This is a genomic window from Pirellulales bacterium, from assembly GCA_019694455.1.
Classification (GTDB): domain Bacteria; phylum Planctomycetota; class Planctomycetia; order Pirellulales; family JAEUIK01; genus JAIBBY01.
In genome coordinates this window covers 1-18,484 of sequence record JAIBBY010000022.1, presented here as the reverse complement: position 1 = coordinate 18,484, position 18,484 = coordinate 1, and the positions used below count along the sequence as shown (strand labels likewise).

Below are 18,484 nucleotides of genomic sequence, written 5' to 3'. Positions count from 1 at the left end.
AAATCCAAGCCACCACGATAATTGCCGCGCCCGCGAGCGACCAGCGGCGCCTATTTAAGCAGCGGTCGCAGCGCCTTGGTCCACGCCTCGTAGCCGGCGGCGCTCAGGTGCAGTCGATCGGGCGCATAGTATTTGTCGATGGGCTGGCCCTGGTCGTCGAGCAGCACCGCGGCCAGATCGACGAATGTTAATCGTGGCGCTTGCTGGCAATACTCCTCGATCAACCGGTTCGCGCGCTCTTGGGTGTCCAGCAACTTGATGCGCGCGGGACTCGGCTTGATCGCCAGAAACAAGATCTTCGTCTCGGGCAAGGCGGCAAACACCTGATCGGCGAACGCCCGGAAGTCAGCCAGCACTTGCTGCGGCGTCTCGCCGGCGGCCAGATCGTTGTCGCCCGCGTAGAACGCGATCAACCGCGGTCGATACTGGATGACGATGCGGTCGGCGAACTCGAGCACGTCGCTCGCCTGCGAACCACCGAAGCCCCGATTGGTGATGGCCAAGTCGGGAAACGACTCCTTGGTGTCCCATAGGCGAATGCTTGAGCTACCGACGAAGACGATGCCCCCCGGCGCCGGCATGTTCTCTCGGTCGATCGACTCGAAGCGCGCGATGGCGCCTTCCCAAGCGTTTCCGTCTGGCTCCTTGGCCGCGGTGATTGCGGCGAGAGTCGCCAGCAGCATGGTCCAAACAACAACGCAAGCAGCTTTCATGAGGTCGCTCCCAGGGCGGGGTCGGGCAGTCGAACAAAGAATAACAAGATCGCCGCCACCCCCGCCAGGCAAGCGCCGAGTGAGAACGGCACGCCGGCGCCATATTGTTTGTAGAGCCAACCAAACACCACGCTGGCCGGAAACGCCGCCACGCCGGTGGCAAAATGAAACCATCCAAACGCGGCGCCCCGCCGATGGGCGGGCGCAAGGTTGCCCACCAGCGCCCGCTCCGCCGGTTCGGCCAATGCGAAAAAGAGCGCGTAGGCGATGAACAGTCCCCAGATTTGCCATTTCTGACTGGCAAAGGCGAACGCCAGATAAACCGCCGCGTACACGATCCAGGCAATGACCAGCAGCGGCCGCGCGCCGAACTGGTCAATCCATTTGCCGGCCACCAGGCTGCCGTAGCTCTTGACGATGCTGAACAACGACCACAAAAGGGGAATGGCCGTCAGGCTAATCCCCAGGTCCTGCGCCCGGACAATCAAGAACACATCGCTGGAGTTGCCCAGCGTGAACAGCACCACGGCGATCAAATACAGCGCGTAGTTACGGCCCAACGGCGCGCTTGCGGGCACGCCCGGTTGCGGTGTCTCCATCGACCCCTGCGCCGCTTGTTTGCGCCGCGGTTCGCGCAGGCCAAAGACCACAAGCAGCACCACCGCCAGGCCGGGCACAATCGTCCACAAAAACAGCCCGCGCAAGGCGCCCGGCCACAGCCACAGGAACGCCGCAGCCAACAGTGGGCCAATAGCCGCGCCGAGATGATCCATCGCCTTTTGAAAACCGAACGCGCGGCCGCGCTCGCCCGTGGGCGTCGAGTCGACGATCAGAGCGTCGCGCGGGGCGCCGCGAATCCCCTTGCCCGCGCGATCGGCCAATCGCAGTCCGACGAGTTGCGCCGGCGCGGTGACCAGCGCCCCCAACGGTCGCGCCAAAGCCGCAATGACGTAACCGCTCACCACCAGCGGTTTGCGCATGCCGAGGCGATCAGACCAGTTGCCGCTTGCCAGCTTCAGGAGGCTGGCGGCCGTTTCCGCCGCGCCTTCCATTAGCCCCAGCGTCACTTCGCTGCCGCCAAGCACTCCCTTCACGAAGGCTGGCAACAGCGGATAAACCATCTCGCTGGCGATGTCGTTTAACAGGCTGGTGCAGCCCAGCACCCGCACATTGCGCGCTAGCGGCGCGGCCTGCTCGCTGGTCGCCGAGCGGCCCGCGTTCATTGACCCGCGCGCGGCCGGGCCGAGCGCACGTAATCGATGAGCCGTCGCACATTGTCGGGCGCGGTTTGCGGCAGCACGCCATGCCCCAGGTTGAAGATATGACCCGGTCGGCCAGCCGCCTGATCGATAATCTCCTGAGCGCGGCGCTCGATTTCGGCGGGTTCGGCAAATAATACGGTCGGGTCAAGATTGCCCTGCACCGCGCGGTCGTACCCCACGGCCTGCCAGGCGTCGTCCAGTCGCACGCGCCAGTCGATGCCGATCACGTCCCCCCCCGCCTCCGACAACAGCGGCAATAGCGCCGGATTGCCGGTGGCGAAGTTGATGACCGGCACGCCGCGCTTGAGATGCCCAATGAGTTGCCGGGTGTACGGAAGCACGTAGCGGCGGTAATCGTCGACGCTGAGGCAGCCGACCCAGCTATCGAAGATTTGCACTGCCTGCGCGCCAGCGGCGATCTGCGCGTTGAGATAACGCGCCACGCTGCGCGCGAGGCGCTGCATTAGCTCGCGCCAGGCGCCCTCGTCGCGATACATCAGCGTCTTGGTATGCAGGTAGTTGCGGCTGCCCCCTCCTTCCACCGCATAGCTGGCCAGAGTGAACGGCGCGCCGGCAAAACCGATCACCGGAATCTCAGTGCGCAGGCCGGCGCGGGTTTGTCGCACCGTCTCCATCACAAAGCCCAGCCGCTCGACGCTCTCCAATTCCACCACGCGTTCGACATCTTGCGGTTCGCGGACCGGGTTGTGAATCTGCGGCCCTTCGCCCTGCGCGAACTCCAGGTCAAATCCCATCGGCTCCAGAATCGGCAGCAGATCGGAGAAGATGATCGCCGCGTCGACCCCCAGCCGCTCGACGGTGCGAATCATCACCTCGGCCGACAACGCCGGATTCTTGCACAACTCCAAAAAGGTGGTCTTCGCGCGAATCTCGCGATACTCGGGCAGGTAGCGCCCCGCTTGGCGCATGAGCCAGATTGGCGTGTGCTCGGTTGGCTCGCGGCGGCACGCCTTCATAAAGGGGCTGTTGTACCAAGGCTGGTCCCCGGCCGGCGCCGCGGCCGGTTCGGCGGCAAAGATCGCTGCGATTTCGCGCTTCCAGCTCAACAGTTGCGCAGCGCGTTCCGCCGACTCCATCACCAAATGCCCCATCTTGGGATGACTTGGTTCCAGGTCGACCACCAGACCGTTCTCGCGCAGCGTCTCGCTGGTAGTCGGCCCGATTGAGGCGATGACAACGTGCTCCAGCGCTTCGCGCAATTCGCGCGTTATTCCCTGTTCGGCCGCCATGTGCAACAGATTGACCACTTGCTGACCGCTGGTGAACAGGGCCACGTCAATTCGCCGCGCAATGATGGCGCGAATGTTTTCCACCAGCGGCGCGGTGTCTTCGGGCAGGTCGTAGTCATACACCTTGACGCGCAGCACCGTGGCGCCGCGCGCTTCGAGTCCGGCGATCAGACTGGGATTGGGCTGACCATACTCCTGCACGGCCACGGTATGGTTGGCGATCGAGGCGCGCTCGTCGATGATCTTGAGCACCTCGCGCCAGGTGTTGGGCTCGGGCGCTTGCAGCGTGGGCTGTATGCCTAGCTCGCGCAACACGACCAACGGTTTGGGACCGCGCACAATCGTCGTCACGTCGCTGAGCGCGTCGAGAAACCGCTGCCGATCGACATGGCGTTCCACGGCGGTCACCAGCGCCCGCGTCCCCACGCCGGTCAGCAGGATCACCAGATCAACCTGTCCCGTGAACAACCGATTGGCAAAGTCGACCGCGCCCCGCGCATCGGCCAGCGGCGACTCGCGCATCGAGGGACTGATGCTTGGCACGCCGCCAAAGCGTTCAACCAGGCGAGCCATGTCCTCCGCGCGGCGGCTCTCGAAAGCCGCCACGCGCAAACCTTGAAAATTCGGAGTTTCCGTCACAAATGGCCTCAGTGCGCCGATTGAGAGGCCCCTGCCGTCGCTGCGCACGGGGGGCAAAGCACTCATGCTAGCCCACCAGCGGCACGATCAAAAGAGACGCCCGCCAAGGCGCCGGGCACGGCCAGCAAAAGCAATACTTGTGCGGCCGCGCGTCGGACTTGCGGCCGTGCAAATTCTGGAGAGTTACTACCATGAGCGCGCGATTCACCTGGGCCGTTCCCCCGGCGATCCTGTTCGCGCTCTGCCTCCTGTATCGCGCCACGGCGCTGCCCCCCCCCGCCGCGCCCTCGGTGTTGCTGACGCGCGATACCCCGGCGGTCATCGCGCCGCGCTACAACGATCCGCGCGTGGCGACCAATGAGCAATTGGCGCGGGCGCTCGATCGGCTCAAGCCGCCGGCTGGCGCGCCAAACACCAACCACATCATCCACGCGCTGCGCCTCTGGGGGCCGAACGCCGATTTCGGCGACGCGCGATTCTTAAGCGGCCCGGCGATGCTGGCCTATCTGACCGACGATCGCGCCTTTCAGCAGATGGCGGGAGAAGCCGCCGCGCCGCTACTCGTCATGGAAAAATCAGGACGCATCATAGTACGACCCTGGACCGCCGATCACCCTGCCGCCGCCACCGCGTCGGTGCATGTCGACGATCTCTTGGCGACCCTTGGCGAATGTGGTCTACCGCTCGCTGCGCCAATCGTCACCCGCACAGGCGCCGGCACGGTGCGCGATTTGCTCCTCGGCTCGCTGGGGCGCTATCACCTCAATCAACTGGAATTTGAGTGGACGACCATCAGCTTTGCCCGCTATGCCTGTCCCGCGCGCTGGTGGATCAACGATTACGGGCAGCGGATCAACATCGATGATCTGCTGCGCTTGCTGATCGATCTGCCGCTGCGCGACGGTGTCTGCGCCGGGACGCACCGGTTGGAAGCGCTGGTCGTGCTGTTGGCCGCCGATGAGCGCGCCCGTGCGCTCAGCGACCGGCAACGGCGGCGCATTGTGGCGCATCTTTCGGAGGTCAGCGGGCTGTTGATGAGCACGCAGTCGCCAGAAGGCTACTGGCGGCGCGAGTGGCAGCGGCCGGCCACAACCAACGCGACCACGCCGCTTGCCGATCGCATCTTGGCCACGGGGCATCATTTGGAGTGGCTGGCGCTGGCGCCCGAGGCCGCGCAACCCTCGCGCGAGTGTATTGTCCGCGCCGCCCAGTGGCTGGCGCGGTCGATGATCGAGGTGGACCAGGCCACGCTATCAGCCGAATACGGACCCTTTTCGCATGCGGCGAGGGCACTCTGTCTGTGGAGATCGCAAGAGCCGTTTCAAGCCTGGCGCGCGGCGCAATCTCAGTTGGCGCGCCGACAAACTCCGCCGCAACACGCCGACGAATAAAGCGCCATGCAAGTATTCACAGACAATTCGCCCGCATTAGATTTCCCACCCCGCAGCGGAGTGATTCAGGGTTGGAGCGTGCTGCCGCGCATCGGGCGCGGCCCCATGGTCGCGGCGCTAGGGATTGCAGTGGTGGCGCTAGTGGCCAGCTTGGCCCCGCTGCCAACCGAAACTTGGAACGCTGTCGCCCAGGGGCGCTGGCTTGTCGAACACCGCGCGCTGCCTGCCAGCGACCCGCTGGTCGCCTCCACCGTGCGGGCCGCGACGAATCAGCACCAGTGGCTGGCGCAGTGCGCGTTGTATGCGGTCGCGGCGAGGTTCGGCGGCGATGGCCTCTTGGCGCTGCGCGCGCTGGCCATTGCGGCCACGGTGGCGCTGGCGATGGTGGCGGCGCGGCGCCGCGCCGGTTCGACGCATCTGGCCACTCCGGTCGCGCTGGCGGCCATGCTGCTAATCTGGCCCGCGCTCGGCGGACCTGGCCCACAGATATTGGGCATGGCGGCGTTTGCGGCGCTCTTGGTCGCCATCTCGCCGCCGCAATCGCGGCATGCGCTACCCTATTGGTTGCCACTTTTGTTCTTGCTCTGGGCCAACTGCGATCGCTCGGCGGCGCTCGGCTTGGCGGTGTTGGCATGCTGGCTGCTCGGGCGACGAGTAGACCATCGCTGGCGTCGCATCGGCAATGCGCTGACCAGACGCGATCTTTGTTTAACCTTGGCGGCCGTAGCGTGCGCCGGCTGCGCGCCGCTGGGACTTCGCGGCCTGCTGGGTTCGGGCGCCGGCTCGCCACTCTCCATGGCGTCCCCCGGTAGCTGGGGATTCGCCATATCACTCGCGCTGTTGGCGATTGTGTTGCGTTGTAGTCCGGCGCCGTTTCGTCTGGCGGAGGCGTTGCCTCTGTTGCTCGTCGGCGCCGCCACCGCCACTCATACGGAGTGGTTGCCAATTTGGTCGCTTACGCTCGCCTGGGCGCTTGCTCCGCATGCGCTGCGTATCATTCACGAGTTTCATGGCGATGAACGGCTTGCGCTAGCCGACACCGCGCCGCGCACCATGCTCAATACCGGCGTCGCCACCGGCGCCCTGTTCGCCGCAATGGTCTGGTCGCCGCCACTGGCGGCCCTGATCAGCGGGAACCCGCGACCGCTGGCGACAATCGTGTCTGCCGACACGCCTTACTTTGTTGGGCAGGCAGTCCGCCGCGAAGATCTCGCCGGCAACTGCTTTGCCCCGCGAGACTGGTCGGGCTACTTGGCTTGGCAGTCTGGCGGCAAGTTACGGCCGCTGTTGTTAAACGAAGCCACAGCGCCGCTGGCGGCGAGGCAAGACTACCAGGCGCTGGCCAGCGGCGCGGCGGCATGGCTCGATGTGGTCGACCACCGCCAATTGCGGTATCTGGTGATCGACCGCGCCCGTCAGTCATTCTTGCATCGCGCCGCCGTCGCCCACCCGCGCTCGCGCGTCGTGTATGAGGACCGGCAAGGGACGGTGCTGGAGATTCGGCCGCCAGCCGTGCAATAGCCCCGCCTGCCAGACGGAGTAGAATCGTTGGGCAGCGTGCAGGCCGCGCCGACACGCTACAGGGGCCATCCATTCGCAGTTCAGGAAGCCGCGCGCGTGATTCACGAAACGATTGGCCGCATCGCCAATGGCCAAGACCTGACGCAAGAAGAAATGGCCACCGCCATCGACGAGGTGATGCGCGGCCAGTGCCGCCCGCAGGAAATCGCCTTGTTGCTCACTGGCCTCGCCATGAAGGGGGAGACGGTCGAAGAGATTGCCGGCGCCGCCACGGCCATGCGCCGCCACATGACTCCCATTCGCAGCCAACGCGCCAATCTGCTCGACACCTGCGGCACCGGGGGCGATGGCTCGGGCACGTTCAACATCAGCACCGCGACCGCCATTGTCGCGGCCGCCGCCGGGGTGGCGGTCGCCAAGCATGGCAATCGCCGCGCGACCAGTCGCAGTGGCTCGGCCGATGTGCTGATCGCGCTGGGCGTGAACGTCGAGATTGAGGTGTCAAGAGTCGAACAATGCCTGGACGAGTTGGGCCTCTGTTTTTGCTTTGCGCCGCTCTTGCACCAATCGATGCGGCATGTGGCCGAGGTGCGACGGCAATTGGAGATGCCGACCATCTTCAACCTGCTCGGCCCGCTTACCAATCCGGCCGGCGCGCCGTATCAATTGCTGGGCGTGGGGCACGACGATCGCCGACCGCAACTGGCCCAGGCGCTGGCGTTATTGGGCACGCGGCGAGCGCTGGTGGTGTGCGGCGCCGACGGTCTGGACGAAGTGACCCTCGCCGACAACACGCGCGTGACTGAAGTAAGCGAAGCGACCACGCGCGAATTCGATTGGACGCCCCAGGTATTCGGACTGGAGCGATCGAGCCTGGCGCCCCTCTCTGTGTCGGGTCCTGCCGAGAGCGCGGAGATGATCCGCACCGTGCTCGCAGGTGAGGCTGGTCCGGCGCGCGACATCGTGGTCATCAACGCGGCGGCGGCGCTGATCGCGGTCGAGCGCGTCAGCGATCCGCGACAGGCGGCCGAGCAAGCCGCGGCAGCGATCGATTCCGGCGCCGCGCGCGATGTGTTGCGCCGTCTGATCGAACTGACCAACGCTTGACGCGCGCCGGCAGTTGGCCAAGTGGCCACGAGCGCTATAATTGGGCTTGTCCCATTTCTTAGCGCCCCGCGGAATCATCGAATGAGCATCGCCGCCAAACCGGCCACGCTGAGCGAACTACGCGACAGCGGCTGGGTCTCGAAGTCGGTCAAGCAGGAGATCTACGACAACTTTCTGGCGGCGCTGGCCCGCGGCGACGAGCTGTTCCCAGGCATCATCGGTTACGAAAACACCGTGATCCCTGAGATCAACATCGCGCTGTTGTCGCAGCACGACCTGTTGTTTCTCGGCGAGAAGGGACAGGCCAAGAGCCGTTTGATGCGCTCGCTGACGCGCTTTCTCGACGAAGAGATTCCATACGTCGATATTCCCGAGGCGCCGTTTCACGAAGACCCCTATCGTCCGCTCACCGGCGTGGTGCGGCGCTTTCTCGCCGAGACGCCCGACGAGCAAGTGCCGATCGGTTGGTGGCCGCGCGATCAGCGCTACGCCGAGCGGCTGTCTCCCGGCACCAAGTTCGCAGATCTGATCGGCGAGATCGACCCGGCCAAACTCGCGGGCGGGGTGAGCATGGCCGCCGAAGATTCGTTGCACTTTGGTCTGATTCCGCGGATGCACCGCGGCATCTTCGCCATGAACGAACTGCCCGAACTCGACGAATTGGTGCAGGTCGGCCTCTTCAATATTCTGGAAGAGCGCGACGTGCAGATTCGCGGCTATCCGGTCAAGTTCGATATCGACGTCTTGATCTTGTTCAGCGCGAATCCCTCGACGTTCAACCGCTCGGGCAAGGTGATCCCGCAACTTAAGGACCGCATTGGCTCCGTGATCCACACGCACTACCCGGTCGACCGCGATCAAGGCATCCAGATCATGGAGCAAGAGGCGGCGATCGATCTGGGGGGCGATTTTCCGGTGCATGTGCCGTATTTCATGCGCGAGGTGATCGAGGAAATCAGCCGCGTCGCGCGCAAGTCGAAGTTCGTCGATCATCAGTCGGGCGTGAGCGCGCGGTTTTCGATCGCCAACTATCGCACCATGGTGGCCAGCGCTCGGCAGCGCGGCGTACGCTTGGGGGAACGCCCCGCCGTGCCGCGCATCAGCGATCTGGGGCACCTCTACGCATCGAGCCTGGGCAAGCTGGAGCTCGACCTGATGAGCAGCCATCAACTCAGCGAGCGCCAAGTGCTGGACGCGATCATCGCCGACGCGGTGAAGAACGTCTTCGAGGAGTACGTCGACAAGCACGGGCTCGACGAGATCGGCGAGATCTTCGGCCAAGGAGTCAAGATCGAGGTGGGCGACCTGTTGCCTAGCTCGCAATACGCCCAGCGGCTGCAGCGCGTGCCGCCGGCCTGGGAAAAGGCTTTCGAAGTCAACGCCTCGAGCGAACCCGCCATGCGGGCGTCGTGCGTCGAGTTTGTGCTGGCCGGTCTCTATGCCAGCGAGCGCGTCAGCCGCTCGCAGCAGCACGGCCGCATCACCTACGAGATTCGCTAGCCACCGGTCCGCGGCTTAGGCGGGGTTCGGCGGCGTCGCGGCGTTGGGGGTGCTGCTCAGTTGCGACAGCACTTGCAAGACGCCGTTGAGATGGGCCAACCGAGGTCCAAACCGATCGACGAACTCGGTGAGCATGAAGTCCCCTTCCAGCAGCACTTCGGGATCGCCGTTCACCTCGTCGGTCAGCCGTTCGAGGAACTCGGTCTGCACGCGCGATAGCGCCTCGGCCGCAGCGCGGCATGCCTTGGCCAGACGCGGGTTGGATTGCTTCCACTGACGCAGTTCCAACGCGCGTTGTCGCTGCGCGGACCCCAATTGGTTCACCAACTCTTCAAGCAGTTCGTTGTGCCGGTCCTGGCCAGCCACCACCTGCCGCAGAAGTTGCGAAACCTCCGACGAGTCTTCGTCGGAGATCGGGTTGGTGGCCGCGGTGATGTCGACTTGCGTGAAAAGCGCCGGGTGCCGAGATTCTTGCGTCATGATGGGAATGATTGCGAGTGCCCGAATGAATTTGCCAGTGCCGAGTATAAACAGCCGCTGCGCCGAGCGTCGAGTAGCGCGCCCAAAACTCGCGCGGCAAATTCTTGCTAGCGGCCAACTTGCTCTCGCAGCATTGACAGAACCCGCCCTCCCAATTACGCGCAAACTGTAGCGATTGTGCATGGTCTGCCGCCGTGGTCTGCGCATTCCGGGGAAAACGCGACCCAAGATCACCTCGCCCAGCAGGGGGGCTCAAGTCGAAAACCCGTCTGCCCGATGCTACTTGCGGCGCTTCGCGCGCCGTCGGAACCCGTTGGGGCGCAAGGCGCCTCTGGCAACGCAGGGAAGCTTTGCATGACGTCGAGCGACACAAAGTCGCCAGCGGCACTCGGTTTTCTCACAGTGATCCAGCGCGAGCCTCACGGGCTGTTCGGCGGCTATCTGCTGCTGAATTTAGCCGGCCGCCCGCTGGAGTTTCATTGCACGGCGCCGCTCAAGCCCAATCGGGCGCAAGAAATTTTGTACGGCCCCACGTTGGAGCCCTTTTTGTACGGCGAACACATCGGCCGCGCGCTGATCGAAAAAAGCAGCCTGCAGCCAATCGCGATCTGCACCAATCGCGAGGCCGCCCTGGCCGTGCGCGAGTTTGTCCGCGCGCCAGTCGCGCTGGTGCTGGCCAGCGATGCGGCCGGCGCAACCGATGCCGCGACTGGGCCCACTTGGCGCATCGACGGCCCCCAGCGCCCGCGCGCCGCGCTACATCGCGTGGTGATCGGTCGCCAACAATTAGGCGTCAAGGCCGCCTGGCAATCCGACGAGTCGGCGCTCGTCGAGCGACTGCGCCAACTGGCCGACGATTTTGACCTGGCCGAACCGTTCGCGCGCATCGAAGAAGCGATTGACGAAGCGCAGCGAGCCGGCCGATGACGCCTGCCACAACGGACCTGCTTACGATCGGCGGTGGCTGGGCGCCGGCGCTCGCTGCGCCGCTGTTGCTGCCGACTGGCGACTGGCGACCAGTCGAGCCGACCGCCATCACCCCCCAATTCGCGCCGCCCGCAATCGCCGTGGCGACGCAATTGCCGGCGTCCGCTGGGCCGCCGCCAGTGAGCAGCCTGCTGCGTTTGTTGGCGCCGCCAAACCTGCCGGCGATTACCAGCGTGCGATTCGCCGCCCCTTGCGAGCCGCCCCCCGCCAGCGCCACGCCGCCCCCCGCTGCGCGACCGCCGCGCCCGGCAGGCGCCGCCTATGTGCGGCTGCGAGCGCCGGCCGACGCGATCAAGCTCGAGGACCGCCTCTACTACGTGCTGCAGCCGCCGCTGGAAGTTTGGATGGCGGGGCATCAACTGGCGGTCCCCTCGCACCCCTTCCCCTACCAACTCGAAGGGGTGGCGTTTCTCTACCCGCGAGTGGCGGCCCTGCTGGCCGACGAAATGGGGCTGGGCAAGACCATGCAGGCCATCACCGCCATGCGCCTGTTGCTCCGCGCGGGCGAGGTGCGCAGCGTGCTGGTCGTCTGTCCCAAGCCGCTGGTCACCAACTGGCAGCGCGAACTGGCGCAATGGGCGCCCGAAATACCGATCAGCGTGATTGGCGGCGATCAGGAGCGCCGCGCCTGGCAATGGCGCGAGGTCGACGCGCCGATCAAGATCGCCAACTACGAGCTACTGGTGCGCGATCGCGATCTGGTGCGCACGCTGCGCCCCGCCTTCGACCTGGTGGCGCTCGACGAAGCGCAGCGAATCAAAAACCGCGCCAGCGCCACGGCGGAGACGGCGCGATCGATCCCGCGGCGCCGCAGTTGGGCGCTCACCGGCACCCCTATCGAGAACAGCGCGGAAGACCTGGTCGGGATTTTTGAGTTTCTTTCGCCCGGTTATTTGTCGAGCGACATGAAGGCCTCGCGGCTCGGCAAGCTGGCCAGCGACTATTTGCTGCGGCGGCAAAAGGAGCAGGTGCTAAAAGACCTGCCCCCCAAGCTGCTGCGCGACGCCGCGCTGGAACTAGGCCCCCACCAACGCGAGACATATCGTCTGGCCGAAGAAGAAGGGGTGCTGCGACTGACCGCCATGGGTGAAGGCGCCACCATTCAACACGTCTTCGAGTTGATCCTGCGGCTCAAGCAAATCTGCAACTTCGATCCCGCCACCGGCGAGAGCGTTAAGTTCGATCGGCTCTACGCCGACCTCGAAGAGGTGGTCGCCAGCGGGCAAAAGGCGATTGTCTTCAGCCAATGGGTCTCCACGCTGCAGACCTTGTCGCAGCGGCTAGCCAGCTTTCGCCCCTTGGAGTTTCATGGACAACTGCCCTCAGCGCAGCGCGATGGCGTGCTAGAGACGTTTCGCAACGACAAGCATCGCCCGATATTGCTCATCAGCTACGGGGCCGGCGGGGTGGGCCTCAATCTACAGTTCGCCAGCTATGTGTTTGTGTTCGACCGCTGGTGGAACCCCGCGATCGAAGATCAGGCGATCAACCGCGCGCATCGCATCGGCGCGCAGTCGCCCGTGACCGTCACGCGGTTTCTTGCCGCCAGCACGATTGAAGAACGCATCAACGAAGTGCTGGAGCAGAAGCGCGAAATCTTCGACCTCGTGCTGGCCGGCGCCGAGTCGGGCGTGAAAGAAGACTTGGGGCTCAGCCGCGACGAAATCTTCGGCCTGTTCAATCTGCGCTGTGCCGCGACGGGGCGCTTGGCCGCGTAGCAAAATGCGGCGCCGGCGGCGTCGAGTCGGCCGCCGCGGCAAGCGCTGGCAACCCGATCGTGAAGGTCGCCCCCTGTCCTGGCTCGCTCGTTACTGCCAGTGTCCCGCCATGCAAGCCGACGACAATGCGCCAGCACTTGGCCAGTCCCATGCCCAGGCCGCGCCCCGCCGACCGCCCCGAATAAAACGGATCGAACAAGTGCCGGCGCGTCTCGGGCGATATGCCTTCGCCATGATCGCGCACCGCAAAGAGCGCCTCCGGCGCGCCACCAACGCTTTGCCTCACGCATAAAGAGATGTCGATTGTGCTATTCGGCGCAAACTCCAGGGCGTTGTCGACCAGCGTCCGTAGCGCAACCACCAATTGCCCCTCGTCGGCCCGCGCCAGCACCGGCGCCTGTGGCAGATCGACGTTCAACTCAGCCGTGCCCGGCGCCGGCTGTCGCCCCGTTTCGATAGCGGCTAGTTCCACCACGCGCCGAAGGTCGACCGTTGCAAGCTCGGGCAGCGGCGGCCGCGCGAACAGCATCAGGTCCAGGATCATCTCATGCACGCGCCGCGCTTGCGCATGGATCGTGGCCAGATCGCGGCGTCGGTCGGGGTGCTTCTCCCCCGCGAGCAAGAGTTGTGCGCGGCCGGAGATCACCGCCAAGGGGTTGTTGATCTCATGTCCGGCGCCAGCAGCGAATTCGGCCAGCGATTCGAGCTTTTCACGTTCGAGCGCGGCCACGAATTCAGCCTCGATCGCCAATTGCCGCCGCAATCGCCGCGCCAGCGCCGCCAGCGAAATGCCTTCGCGATCCGCCGGCTCGCGCGTTTCCAAAGCAGCTAGCCGGCTGGCCAGTTCGCCGTCGTTGGTCATTGCCAAGGGTTCCGACGAGAGCAATTCCACGGCCCGCTCGGCAATCCAAGCCGGCAAATCGGCCGTGGTGTTCGCGTGTTGTCGCGCGTGACACTCTGACCACAGCGCCAGCGATTCGTCGTTCGCCAGCGCCTCGGCCAGAATGGCGGTGGCGTCTGGCCCCGGCTCGATCATCGCTTGGGCCAATGCGGTCGCCGCGCGCGCAGCGCACGGCAAATAGTAGACTCGCTCGCCGATCTGAATGCCGGGCAATCGCTGCATCAGGACAATTTCGCCAACCGTTGCACTTCGCTGGCAGGTGGAGAGCAAAAAAAAAACAGCCGAGGGCGAATGCGCCTCGGCTGTGAGTTTAGCGATAGTGCGGCAAATGGGCGAACGGTCCGTCAGGGCCGTCGGCTTGCTGTTAGCCCGCAGTGGCCGCCGCTTCGATGTCGAGCGACTGGCAGATGCGATCCATCAGGGCGTCGATCTCAAACGGTTTGTGCATGAAGTCGTTGGCGCCCGCGGCACGCAACTCGTCGATCTTGTTCGACTCGACCATGCCCGAGATGCAGATGATCCGCACATCGTCCATCGTCTTGTCGGTGCGCACGCGCTGGCAAACTTCCTTGCCGTTGATGTCCGGCAGCATGACGTCGAGCACGATCAGGTCGGGATGATACTCCTTGACCATCATGCCGGCATCGAAGCCGTTGTTGACACTGCGGACTTCAAAACGGCCATCGCGGTCGAGCACATCGGTGATTAGCTCAACCAATTCGCGATCGTCGTCGACGACCAGAATCTTGCGCTTGCCGCTTTCCAGGGCGTCGGTCGGGATGCCGTTGTCCCGCATGAACATGTACAGCTCATGCCGGGGGATTCGACGGAATCGGCTTCCAGGCACCCTGAATCCCTTCAATTGCCCAGAGTCAAAGCAACGAATGATGGTTTGCTGGCTAACCTTACAAATTTTTGCCGCTTCGCCGGTTGTGAATACCGTCTTCATAGTTGGTTCCTACCACCCCTCTCCCTAGCCGATGGCAAGGTACGTAAGAGCGGGAATCCCGGTAGCTCCCTAACGCAAGGAGGTCGCGATTCCTGAATCATCCGTGTGCGACTGCCACCCTCGGAGCCCGGCCTTCAGGTCCGTAATCCGTTCAGTCGGGGTGGCTTCCGCAATCGATAGGCTCATCCGGTCCTTCCAGGTTTACCGAATTTGCCAACCGTGGGCATTATAACGGCGACTAATGCTGAGTCAATATCGGTTTTCAGCGCGTAAGTTCATGTCACCAATAGGATTAAGTCGATTGGTAAAACTTTGTGACAAAAAACAGGAAGCCTCCGTCAGAGAGGTGAATGGGGCAAAACAAGTCGCATCAATTGGCTTGGCGACCATTCCAATCAGCCCCGCCCAAGCTGCCCACAACCGCCCTCGCGCCCCTATTTTCTCCCCTCTAGGTGTACTATCACCAGCGCCAAATCGGCCGGCGTGATCCCGCTGATCCGCCCCGCCTGCGCCAAGGTACGCGGGCGCACTCGCGTCAGCTTCTCGCGCGCTTCGATCCGCAACTGCACCACCCGCGCATAGTCGAAGCTATCGGGGATTCGCTTTTCGGCCAGCCGCCTCTGACGATCGATGTCGATCTGTTGGCGGGCGACGTAGCCTGAGTATTTCAGGTCGTTGGTCACTTGCTCCGCCACTTCAGTGGTCACTTCCGCCAACTCCGGCAGATACGCGGCCAGGTCGCTCCACTCCGTCTCCGTGCGCCGCAGCACGCGCGCGAGCGGGGTTTCGCCAAACCGCGCGCTTTCGAGCCGTTGGGCGACTCGCGCAATCTCGGCTTGCTTGGTCGAATAGCGCTGCCAGCGCTCGTCGTCAACCAACCCCGCGCGGCGACCAACTGGCGTCAGTCGGCGGTCGGCGTTGTCGTGACGCAGCAACAAGCGGTATTCGGCGCGACTGGTGAACATGCGGTACGGCTCATCCACGCCGCGGGTCACCAGGTCGTCGATCAATACGCCGATGTACCCCTCGCTGCGGTCCAGCACCAACGGATCGGCGCCCGAGAGCGCTAGCGCGGCGCTTGCGCCCGCGATCAATCCCTGGGCAGCGGCCTCTTCATAGCCGGTCGTGCCGTTGATCTGCCCCGCAAAATACAGACCGGCCACGCGCTTGGTTTCCAAAGTCGGCGTCAACTGCTCGGGCGGCGCGAAGTCGTACTCCACCGCGTAGCCATAGCGCATGATCTGCGCCCGCTCCAAGCCAGGTATCTGGCGGAACATCTGGTCCTGCACGTCGCGCGGCAGGCTGGTCGAAATGCCATTGACGTACACCTCTTGCGTGCGGCGCCCCTCCGGCTCAAGAAACAACTGATGTCGATCCTTATCCGCGAATCGCACCACTTTGTCTTCGATCGAAGGGCAATAGCGCGGGCCGGTCGATTGAATCTGCCCGCTGTACATCGGCGCGCGATGCAGATTGGCGCGAATCAACTCGTGAACCGCTTCGTTGGTGTAGGTGATCCAGCACGGAACCTGTTCTTGCTCGACGCGCTGATTGAGAAACGAGAAGGGCCGCGGGTCGTCGTCGCCCGGCTGCAGCTCGGTGCGGTCATAGTCGATGGTGCGGCCATTCAGTCGCGCCGGCGTGCCGGTCTTGAATCGCCGCAGGTCAAAGCCCAGTCGCGCCAGCGCCTGGCTGATGCCGGTCGTCGTTCCTTCCCCCGCGCGGCCCCCCGGCGTCTTCGCCTCGCCGGTGTGCATCACCGCCTGCAAAAACGTGCCGGTTGTGATGACCACCGCGCGGGCACGATAGATCGCGTCGCCGCGCACCCGCACACCGGTCACGCGCTGCTCGCATTGCGGCGCGGCCTCAATGCACGGTTCGACCAGCAAGTCCTCAACCGTTTCTTGTCGCAGCGCCAGCAGGGGTTGCTCCTCGACGATGCGCTTGATTTCGAGTTGATACGCCCGCTTGTCGGCCTGCGCCCGCGGGCTGTGCATGGCCGGGCCCTTGCGCCGATTGAGCATGCGGAACTGGATGCCCGTGGCGTCGATGGCCCGCCCCATGGCGCCCCCTAGGGCGTCGATTTCGCGGACAATCTGCCCCTTGGCGACGCCGCCGATGGCCGGATTGCAGCTCATCTGGCCGACAGTGTCGCAGCTTGTGGTCAGTAGCGCCGTATTAGCGCCGATCCGCGCGGCCGCCAGCGCCGCCTCGACACCCGCATGACCGGCGCCGACCACCACCACATCAAAATCGTAAACGCTCGTGCTCATCACCGCATGATACCGGACCGGCGCGCGGTTAATCGCTCAAAATGCCGCGATCCAACAACAACGCCGTGCCGGTCAGGTTCGACCGCACGGCGTTGTGGGGAAGCTAATGGAAATACGCTCGATCAGGCAGCGTCCGGCTTGGTCTGGGGCGTGTACTCGTGCTCGCGCTTGCGCAGCACCTTGGCCTCCAGAATCTTGTCTGGCTTGCCCGGCTTTTGCGGATCGGCGGTCTTGAGCTTCACCAGATTGTCATACCCCTCGATCACGCGGCCAAACACGGTGTGTCCGCTCTTCATGTCGGCCGACGGATTGAGATGCGGTGTCGGCCGAAAGGTAAGAAAAAACTGCGAGCCGCCCGTGTCGCGCCCGGCATGCGCCATGCTGAGCGTGCCGGCGAAGTGATTGCGGTGATTCGGCTCAAAGCACTCGCAGGCGATGGTGTAGCCGGGGCCGCCCGAACCGTCTCCCTTGGGATCGCCTCCTTGGGCCATGAAGCCGTGGATGACGCGATGGAAGCTCAGGTTGTTGTAATAGCCCTTCTCCACCAAATGGATGAAGTTGGCCACTGAGTTAGGAGCTTCGTTCTCGAACAGTTCCAGCACAATGTCTCCCTGCGTCGTCTTCAGCAGCACGCGCGGCAGGTCGTCGGCCTTGGCCTCCGCGGCGCGCAGTTCTTGCTCCTTGGCCCACATCTCGCGATAGGCGGGAATCTCCCCCTGATACAGCTTGCCCTGCTCGCCGAGCGCCTTGTTTTCTTCGGCCAGTTTGAAGTACTTTTCCGCCGCGTCGAAGTCGTTCAGCGCAAAGGCCGCCGTGCCCGCCAGTTCGTACAACGCGGGATTGGGAAAGTTGTTCTCGATCAGCGCCTGGGCCACATCAAACGCCTGCTGATAGCGGTCGTTCTTGATGTCCGAATCGACTCGCGAGATCAAAAACTGCGACACCTCTTGGTTCTTGTTGGGGTGCGCCTTGTACGCCCCCAGCGTGGCCTCGAGCAGCTTCGGCGCCATCGCCTCGCCTTGCGCGATCAGCTTGTTGTATTCTTCTTCGATCGGGGCGCGCTCGGCCGGCTTGGCCACTTTGTAGCGCACTTGCAGTTCGCGCAATTGCTTCAGCAGATCCTTCCAGGCCTGGATCTGCTCGCGAAACTCGGGCGTCGTCCCTTCATCGGGCGAAGTCGCCGGCGCCGCCGCTGGCGCCTCCGCGGGCTTTTGCTCGGGTACGGCCACTGCTGCCGGTTCTGCGGCCGGTTCTGTCGCCGCCGCGGCCGGATCGGCCGCTTTTTCCTCCTGCGCACGTACCACAGCGGACATGCCGCAAGCTGCCACGATCATCAAAACCAAACCAAGGCTGAACCGCATCGGTGAATTTCCCTTATAGCTCTGGATTTCGCGTAAGTCGGCGATGGAATGCCACTATCATAGGAAACGTCACGCGAGCTTCCAGGGTTCGACTGGCGATCTGCCCTCGAGATTTCCACCACCCACGCACAACAACCCCTATGGCCAAACGCGCAAAACCTAAAAATCCCCGCTTTGCCGGCGGACGCGGCGATCGACCGCCCCTGGCCGGTCTGCGGATCATTGGTGGGCTGTTTCGCGGCCGCAAACTCAAATACAGCGGCGACGAGCGCACCCGGCCAATGAAAGATCGCGTCCGCGAGGCGGTGTTCAACTTAGTCCAGAGCGACGTCAAGGGGCGCCAGGCGATCGACCTGTTCGCCGGCACCGGCGCCTTGGGACTGGAGGCCATGAGCCGTGGCGCCGAGCGTGCCGTGCTGATCGAGCGCCATC

Annotated in this window: 15 protein-coding genes; 7 read left to right on the top strand and 8 right to left on the bottom strand. The window is 64.2% G+C overall.

All coding sequences use genetic code 11. The annotated features are described in order from the left end of the window. Positions 1-50: 50 nt before the first annotated feature. The 3 genes from K1X71_10730 to hemE are packed head-to-tail and all read right to left on the bottom strand — an operon-like array spanning position 51 to position 3,930. The gene (locus tag K1X71_10730; GenBank protein ID MBX7073612.1) at positions 51-713 is read right to left on the bottom strand and encodes a hypothetical protein; all 663 of its coding nucleotides are present in this window, start codon (positions 711-713) and stop codon (positions 51-53) included. Then, on the bottom strand, positions 710-1,936 hold the full coding sequence (locus tag K1X71_10725) for an MFS transporter (GenBank protein ID MBX7073611.1): 1,227 nt from the start codon (positions 1,934-1,936) through the stop codon (positions 710-712). Before K1X71_10725 ends, K1X71_10730 begins: the two co-directional genes overlap by 4 nt. Further along, positions 1,933-3,930, bottom strand: coding sequence for a uroporphyrinogen decarboxylase (gene hemE / locus K1X71_10720; protein ID MBX7073610.1), 1,998 nt, complete (start codon positions 3,928-3,930; stop codon positions 1,933-1,935). Before hemE ends, K1X71_10725 begins: the two co-directional genes overlap by 4 nt. A gap of 125 nt (positions 3,931-4,055) precedes the next feature. Here hemE and K1X71_10715 point away from each other — a divergent pair, with 125 nt between their 5' ends. From K1X71_10715 to K1X71_10700, 4 genes are all read left to right on the top strand, one after another. After that, a complete protein-coding gene (locus tag K1X71_10715; protein MBX7073609.1) occupies positions 4,056-5,255 on the top strand; it encodes a hypothetical protein in 1,200 nt (399 codons plus the stop codon). A gap of 6 nt (positions 5,256-5,261) precedes the next feature. Next, positions 5,262-6,776, top strand: coding sequence for a hypothetical protein (locus tag K1X71_10710; GenBank protein MBX7073608.1), 1,515 nt, complete (start codon positions 5,262-5,264; stop codon positions 6,774-6,776). Between the two features lie 99 nt (positions 6,777-6,875). Next, positions 6,876-7,883 (top strand): anthranilate phosphoribosyltransferase, encoded by a 1,008-nt coding sequence (gene trpD, locus K1X71_10705; protein ID MBX7073607.1) that lies wholly within the window; start codon positions 6,876-6,878, stop codon positions 7,881-7,883. A gap of 81 nt (positions 7,884-7,964) precedes the next feature. Then, on the top strand, positions 7,965-9,383 hold the full coding sequence (locus K1X71_10700; GenBank protein ID MBX7073606.1) for a magnesium chelatase: 1,419 nt from the start codon (positions 7,965-7,967) through the stop codon (positions 9,381-9,383). A 15-nt stretch (positions 9,384-9,398) separates the two neighbouring features. Here the strand turns inward: K1X71_10700 and K1X71_10695 are convergent, their stop codons facing one another. Next, on the bottom strand, positions 9,399-9,863 hold the full coding sequence (locus tag K1X71_10695) for a hypothetical protein (GenBank protein ID MBX7073605.1): 465 nt from the start codon (positions 9,861-9,863) through the stop codon (positions 9,399-9,401). A 354-nt stretch (positions 9,864-10,217) separates the two neighbouring features. Here K1X71_10695 and K1X71_10690 point away from each other — a divergent pair, with 354 nt between their 5' ends. Together K1X71_10690 and K1X71_10685 are read left to right on the top strand one after the other, a co-directional pair. Continuing rightward, the gene (locus tag K1X71_10690; protein ID MBX7073604.1) at positions 10,218-10,790 is read left to right on the top strand and encodes a hypothetical protein; all 573 of its coding nucleotides are present in this window, start codon (positions 10,218-10,220) and stop codon (positions 10,788-10,790) included. Next, the gene (locus tag K1X71_10685) at positions 10,787-12,568 is read left to right on the top strand and encodes a DEAD/DEAH box helicase (GenBank protein ID MBX7073603.1); all 1,782 of its coding nucleotides are present in this window, start codon (positions 10,787-10,789) and stop codon (positions 12,566-12,568) included. The genes K1X71_10690 and K1X71_10685 overlap by 4 nt, the downstream gene beginning before the upstream one ends. Here K1X71_10685 and K1X71_10680 read toward each other — a convergent pair. The 4 genes from K1X71_10680 to K1X71_10665 all read right to left on the bottom strand — a co-directional run bounded on the left by K1X71_10680 (position 12,528) and on the right by K1X71_10665 (position 17,383). After that, positions 12,528-13,691 carry a HAMP domain-containing histidine kinase gene (locus K1X71_10680; protein MBX7073602.1) on the bottom strand — a complete coding sequence of 388 codons (1,164 nt, stop codon included), beginning with the start codon at positions 13,689-13,691 and terminating at the stop codon, positions 12,528-12,530. The two genes, K1X71_10685 and K1X71_10680, sit on opposite strands and share 41 nt — an antisense overlap. A 142-nt stretch (positions 13,692-13,833) precedes the next feature. Beyond that, entirely contained in the window at positions 13,834-14,418 is a 585-nt protein-coding gene (locus K1X71_10675; GenBank protein MBX7073601.1) for a response regulator, read from the bottom strand. Between the two features lie 434 nt (positions 14,419-14,852). Continuing rightward, positions 14,853-16,691, bottom strand: a complete 1,839-nt coding sequence (gene mnmG / locus K1X71_10670) for a tRNA uridine-5-carboxymethylaminomethyl(34) synthesis enzyme MnmG (GenBank protein ID MBX7073600.1) — start codon at positions 16,689-16,691, stop codon at positions 14,853-14,855. 122 nt (positions 16,692-16,813) lie between these two features. Beyond that, complete coding sequence (locus K1X71_10665) at positions 16,814-17,383, bottom strand: peptidylprolyl isomerase (GenBank protein MBX7073599.1); 570 nt, start codon at positions 17,381-17,383, stop codon at positions 16,814-16,816. An 809-nt stretch (positions 17,384-18,192) separates the two neighbouring features. Here K1X71_10665 and K1X71_10660 point away from each other — a divergent pair. Then, positions 18,193-18,484, top strand: a 292-nt coding sequence (locus tag K1X71_10660) for an RsmD family RNA methyltransferase (GenBank protein ID MBX7073598.1), incomplete at its 3' end; no start/stop codon positions are given.

Coding starts and splice junctions, on each gene's coding strand:
- K1X71_10730 (MBX7073612.1), bottom strand. CDS start 713: ATGAAAGCTGCTTGCGTTGTTGTTTGGACCATGCTGCTGGCGACTCTC.
- K1X71_10725 (MBX7073611.1), bottom strand. CDS start 1,936: ATGAACGCGGGCCGCTCGGCGACCAGCGAGCAGGCCGCGCCGCTAGCG.
- hemE (MBX7073610.1), bottom strand. CDS start 3,930: ATGAGTGCTTTGCCCCCCGTGCGCAGCGACGGCAGGGGCCTCTCAATC.
- K1X71_10715 (MBX7073609.1), top strand. CDS start 4,056: ATGAGCGCGCGATTCACCTGGGCCGTTCCCCCGGCGATCCTGTTCGCG.
- K1X71_10710 (MBX7073608.1), top strand. CDS start 5,262: ATGCAAGTATTCACAGACAATTCGCCCGCATTAGATTTCCCACCCCGC.
- K1X71_10700 (MBX7073606.1), top strand. CDS start 7,965: ATGAGCATCGCCGCCAAACCGGCCACGCTGAGCGAACTACGCGACAGC.
- K1X71_10695 (MBX7073605.1), bottom strand. CDS start 9,863: ATGACGCAAGAATCTCGGCACCCGGCGCTTTTCACGCAAGTCGACATC.
- K1X71_10690 (MBX7073604.1), top strand. CDS start 10,218: ATGACGTCGAGCGACACAAAGTCGCCAGCGGCACTCGGTTTTCTCACA.
- K1X71_10685 (MBX7073603.1), top strand. CDS start 10,787: ATGACGCCTGCCACAACGGACCTGCTTACGATCGGCGGTGGCTGGGCG.
- K1X71_10680 (MBX7073602.1), bottom strand. CDS start 13,691: ATGCAGCGATTGCCCGGCATTCAGATCGGCGAGCGAGTCTACTATTTG.
- K1X71_10675 (MBX7073601.1), bottom strand. CDS start 14,418: ATGAAGACGGTATTCACAACCGGCGAAGCGGCAAAAATTTGTAAGGTT.
- mnmG (MBX7073600.1), bottom strand. CDS start 16,691: ATGAGCACGAGCGTTTACGATTTTGATGTGGTGGTGGTCGGCGCCGGT.
- K1X71_10665 (MBX7073599.1), bottom strand. CDS start 17,383: ATGTGGGCCAAGGAGCAAGAACTGCGCGCCGCGGAGGCCAAGGCCGAC.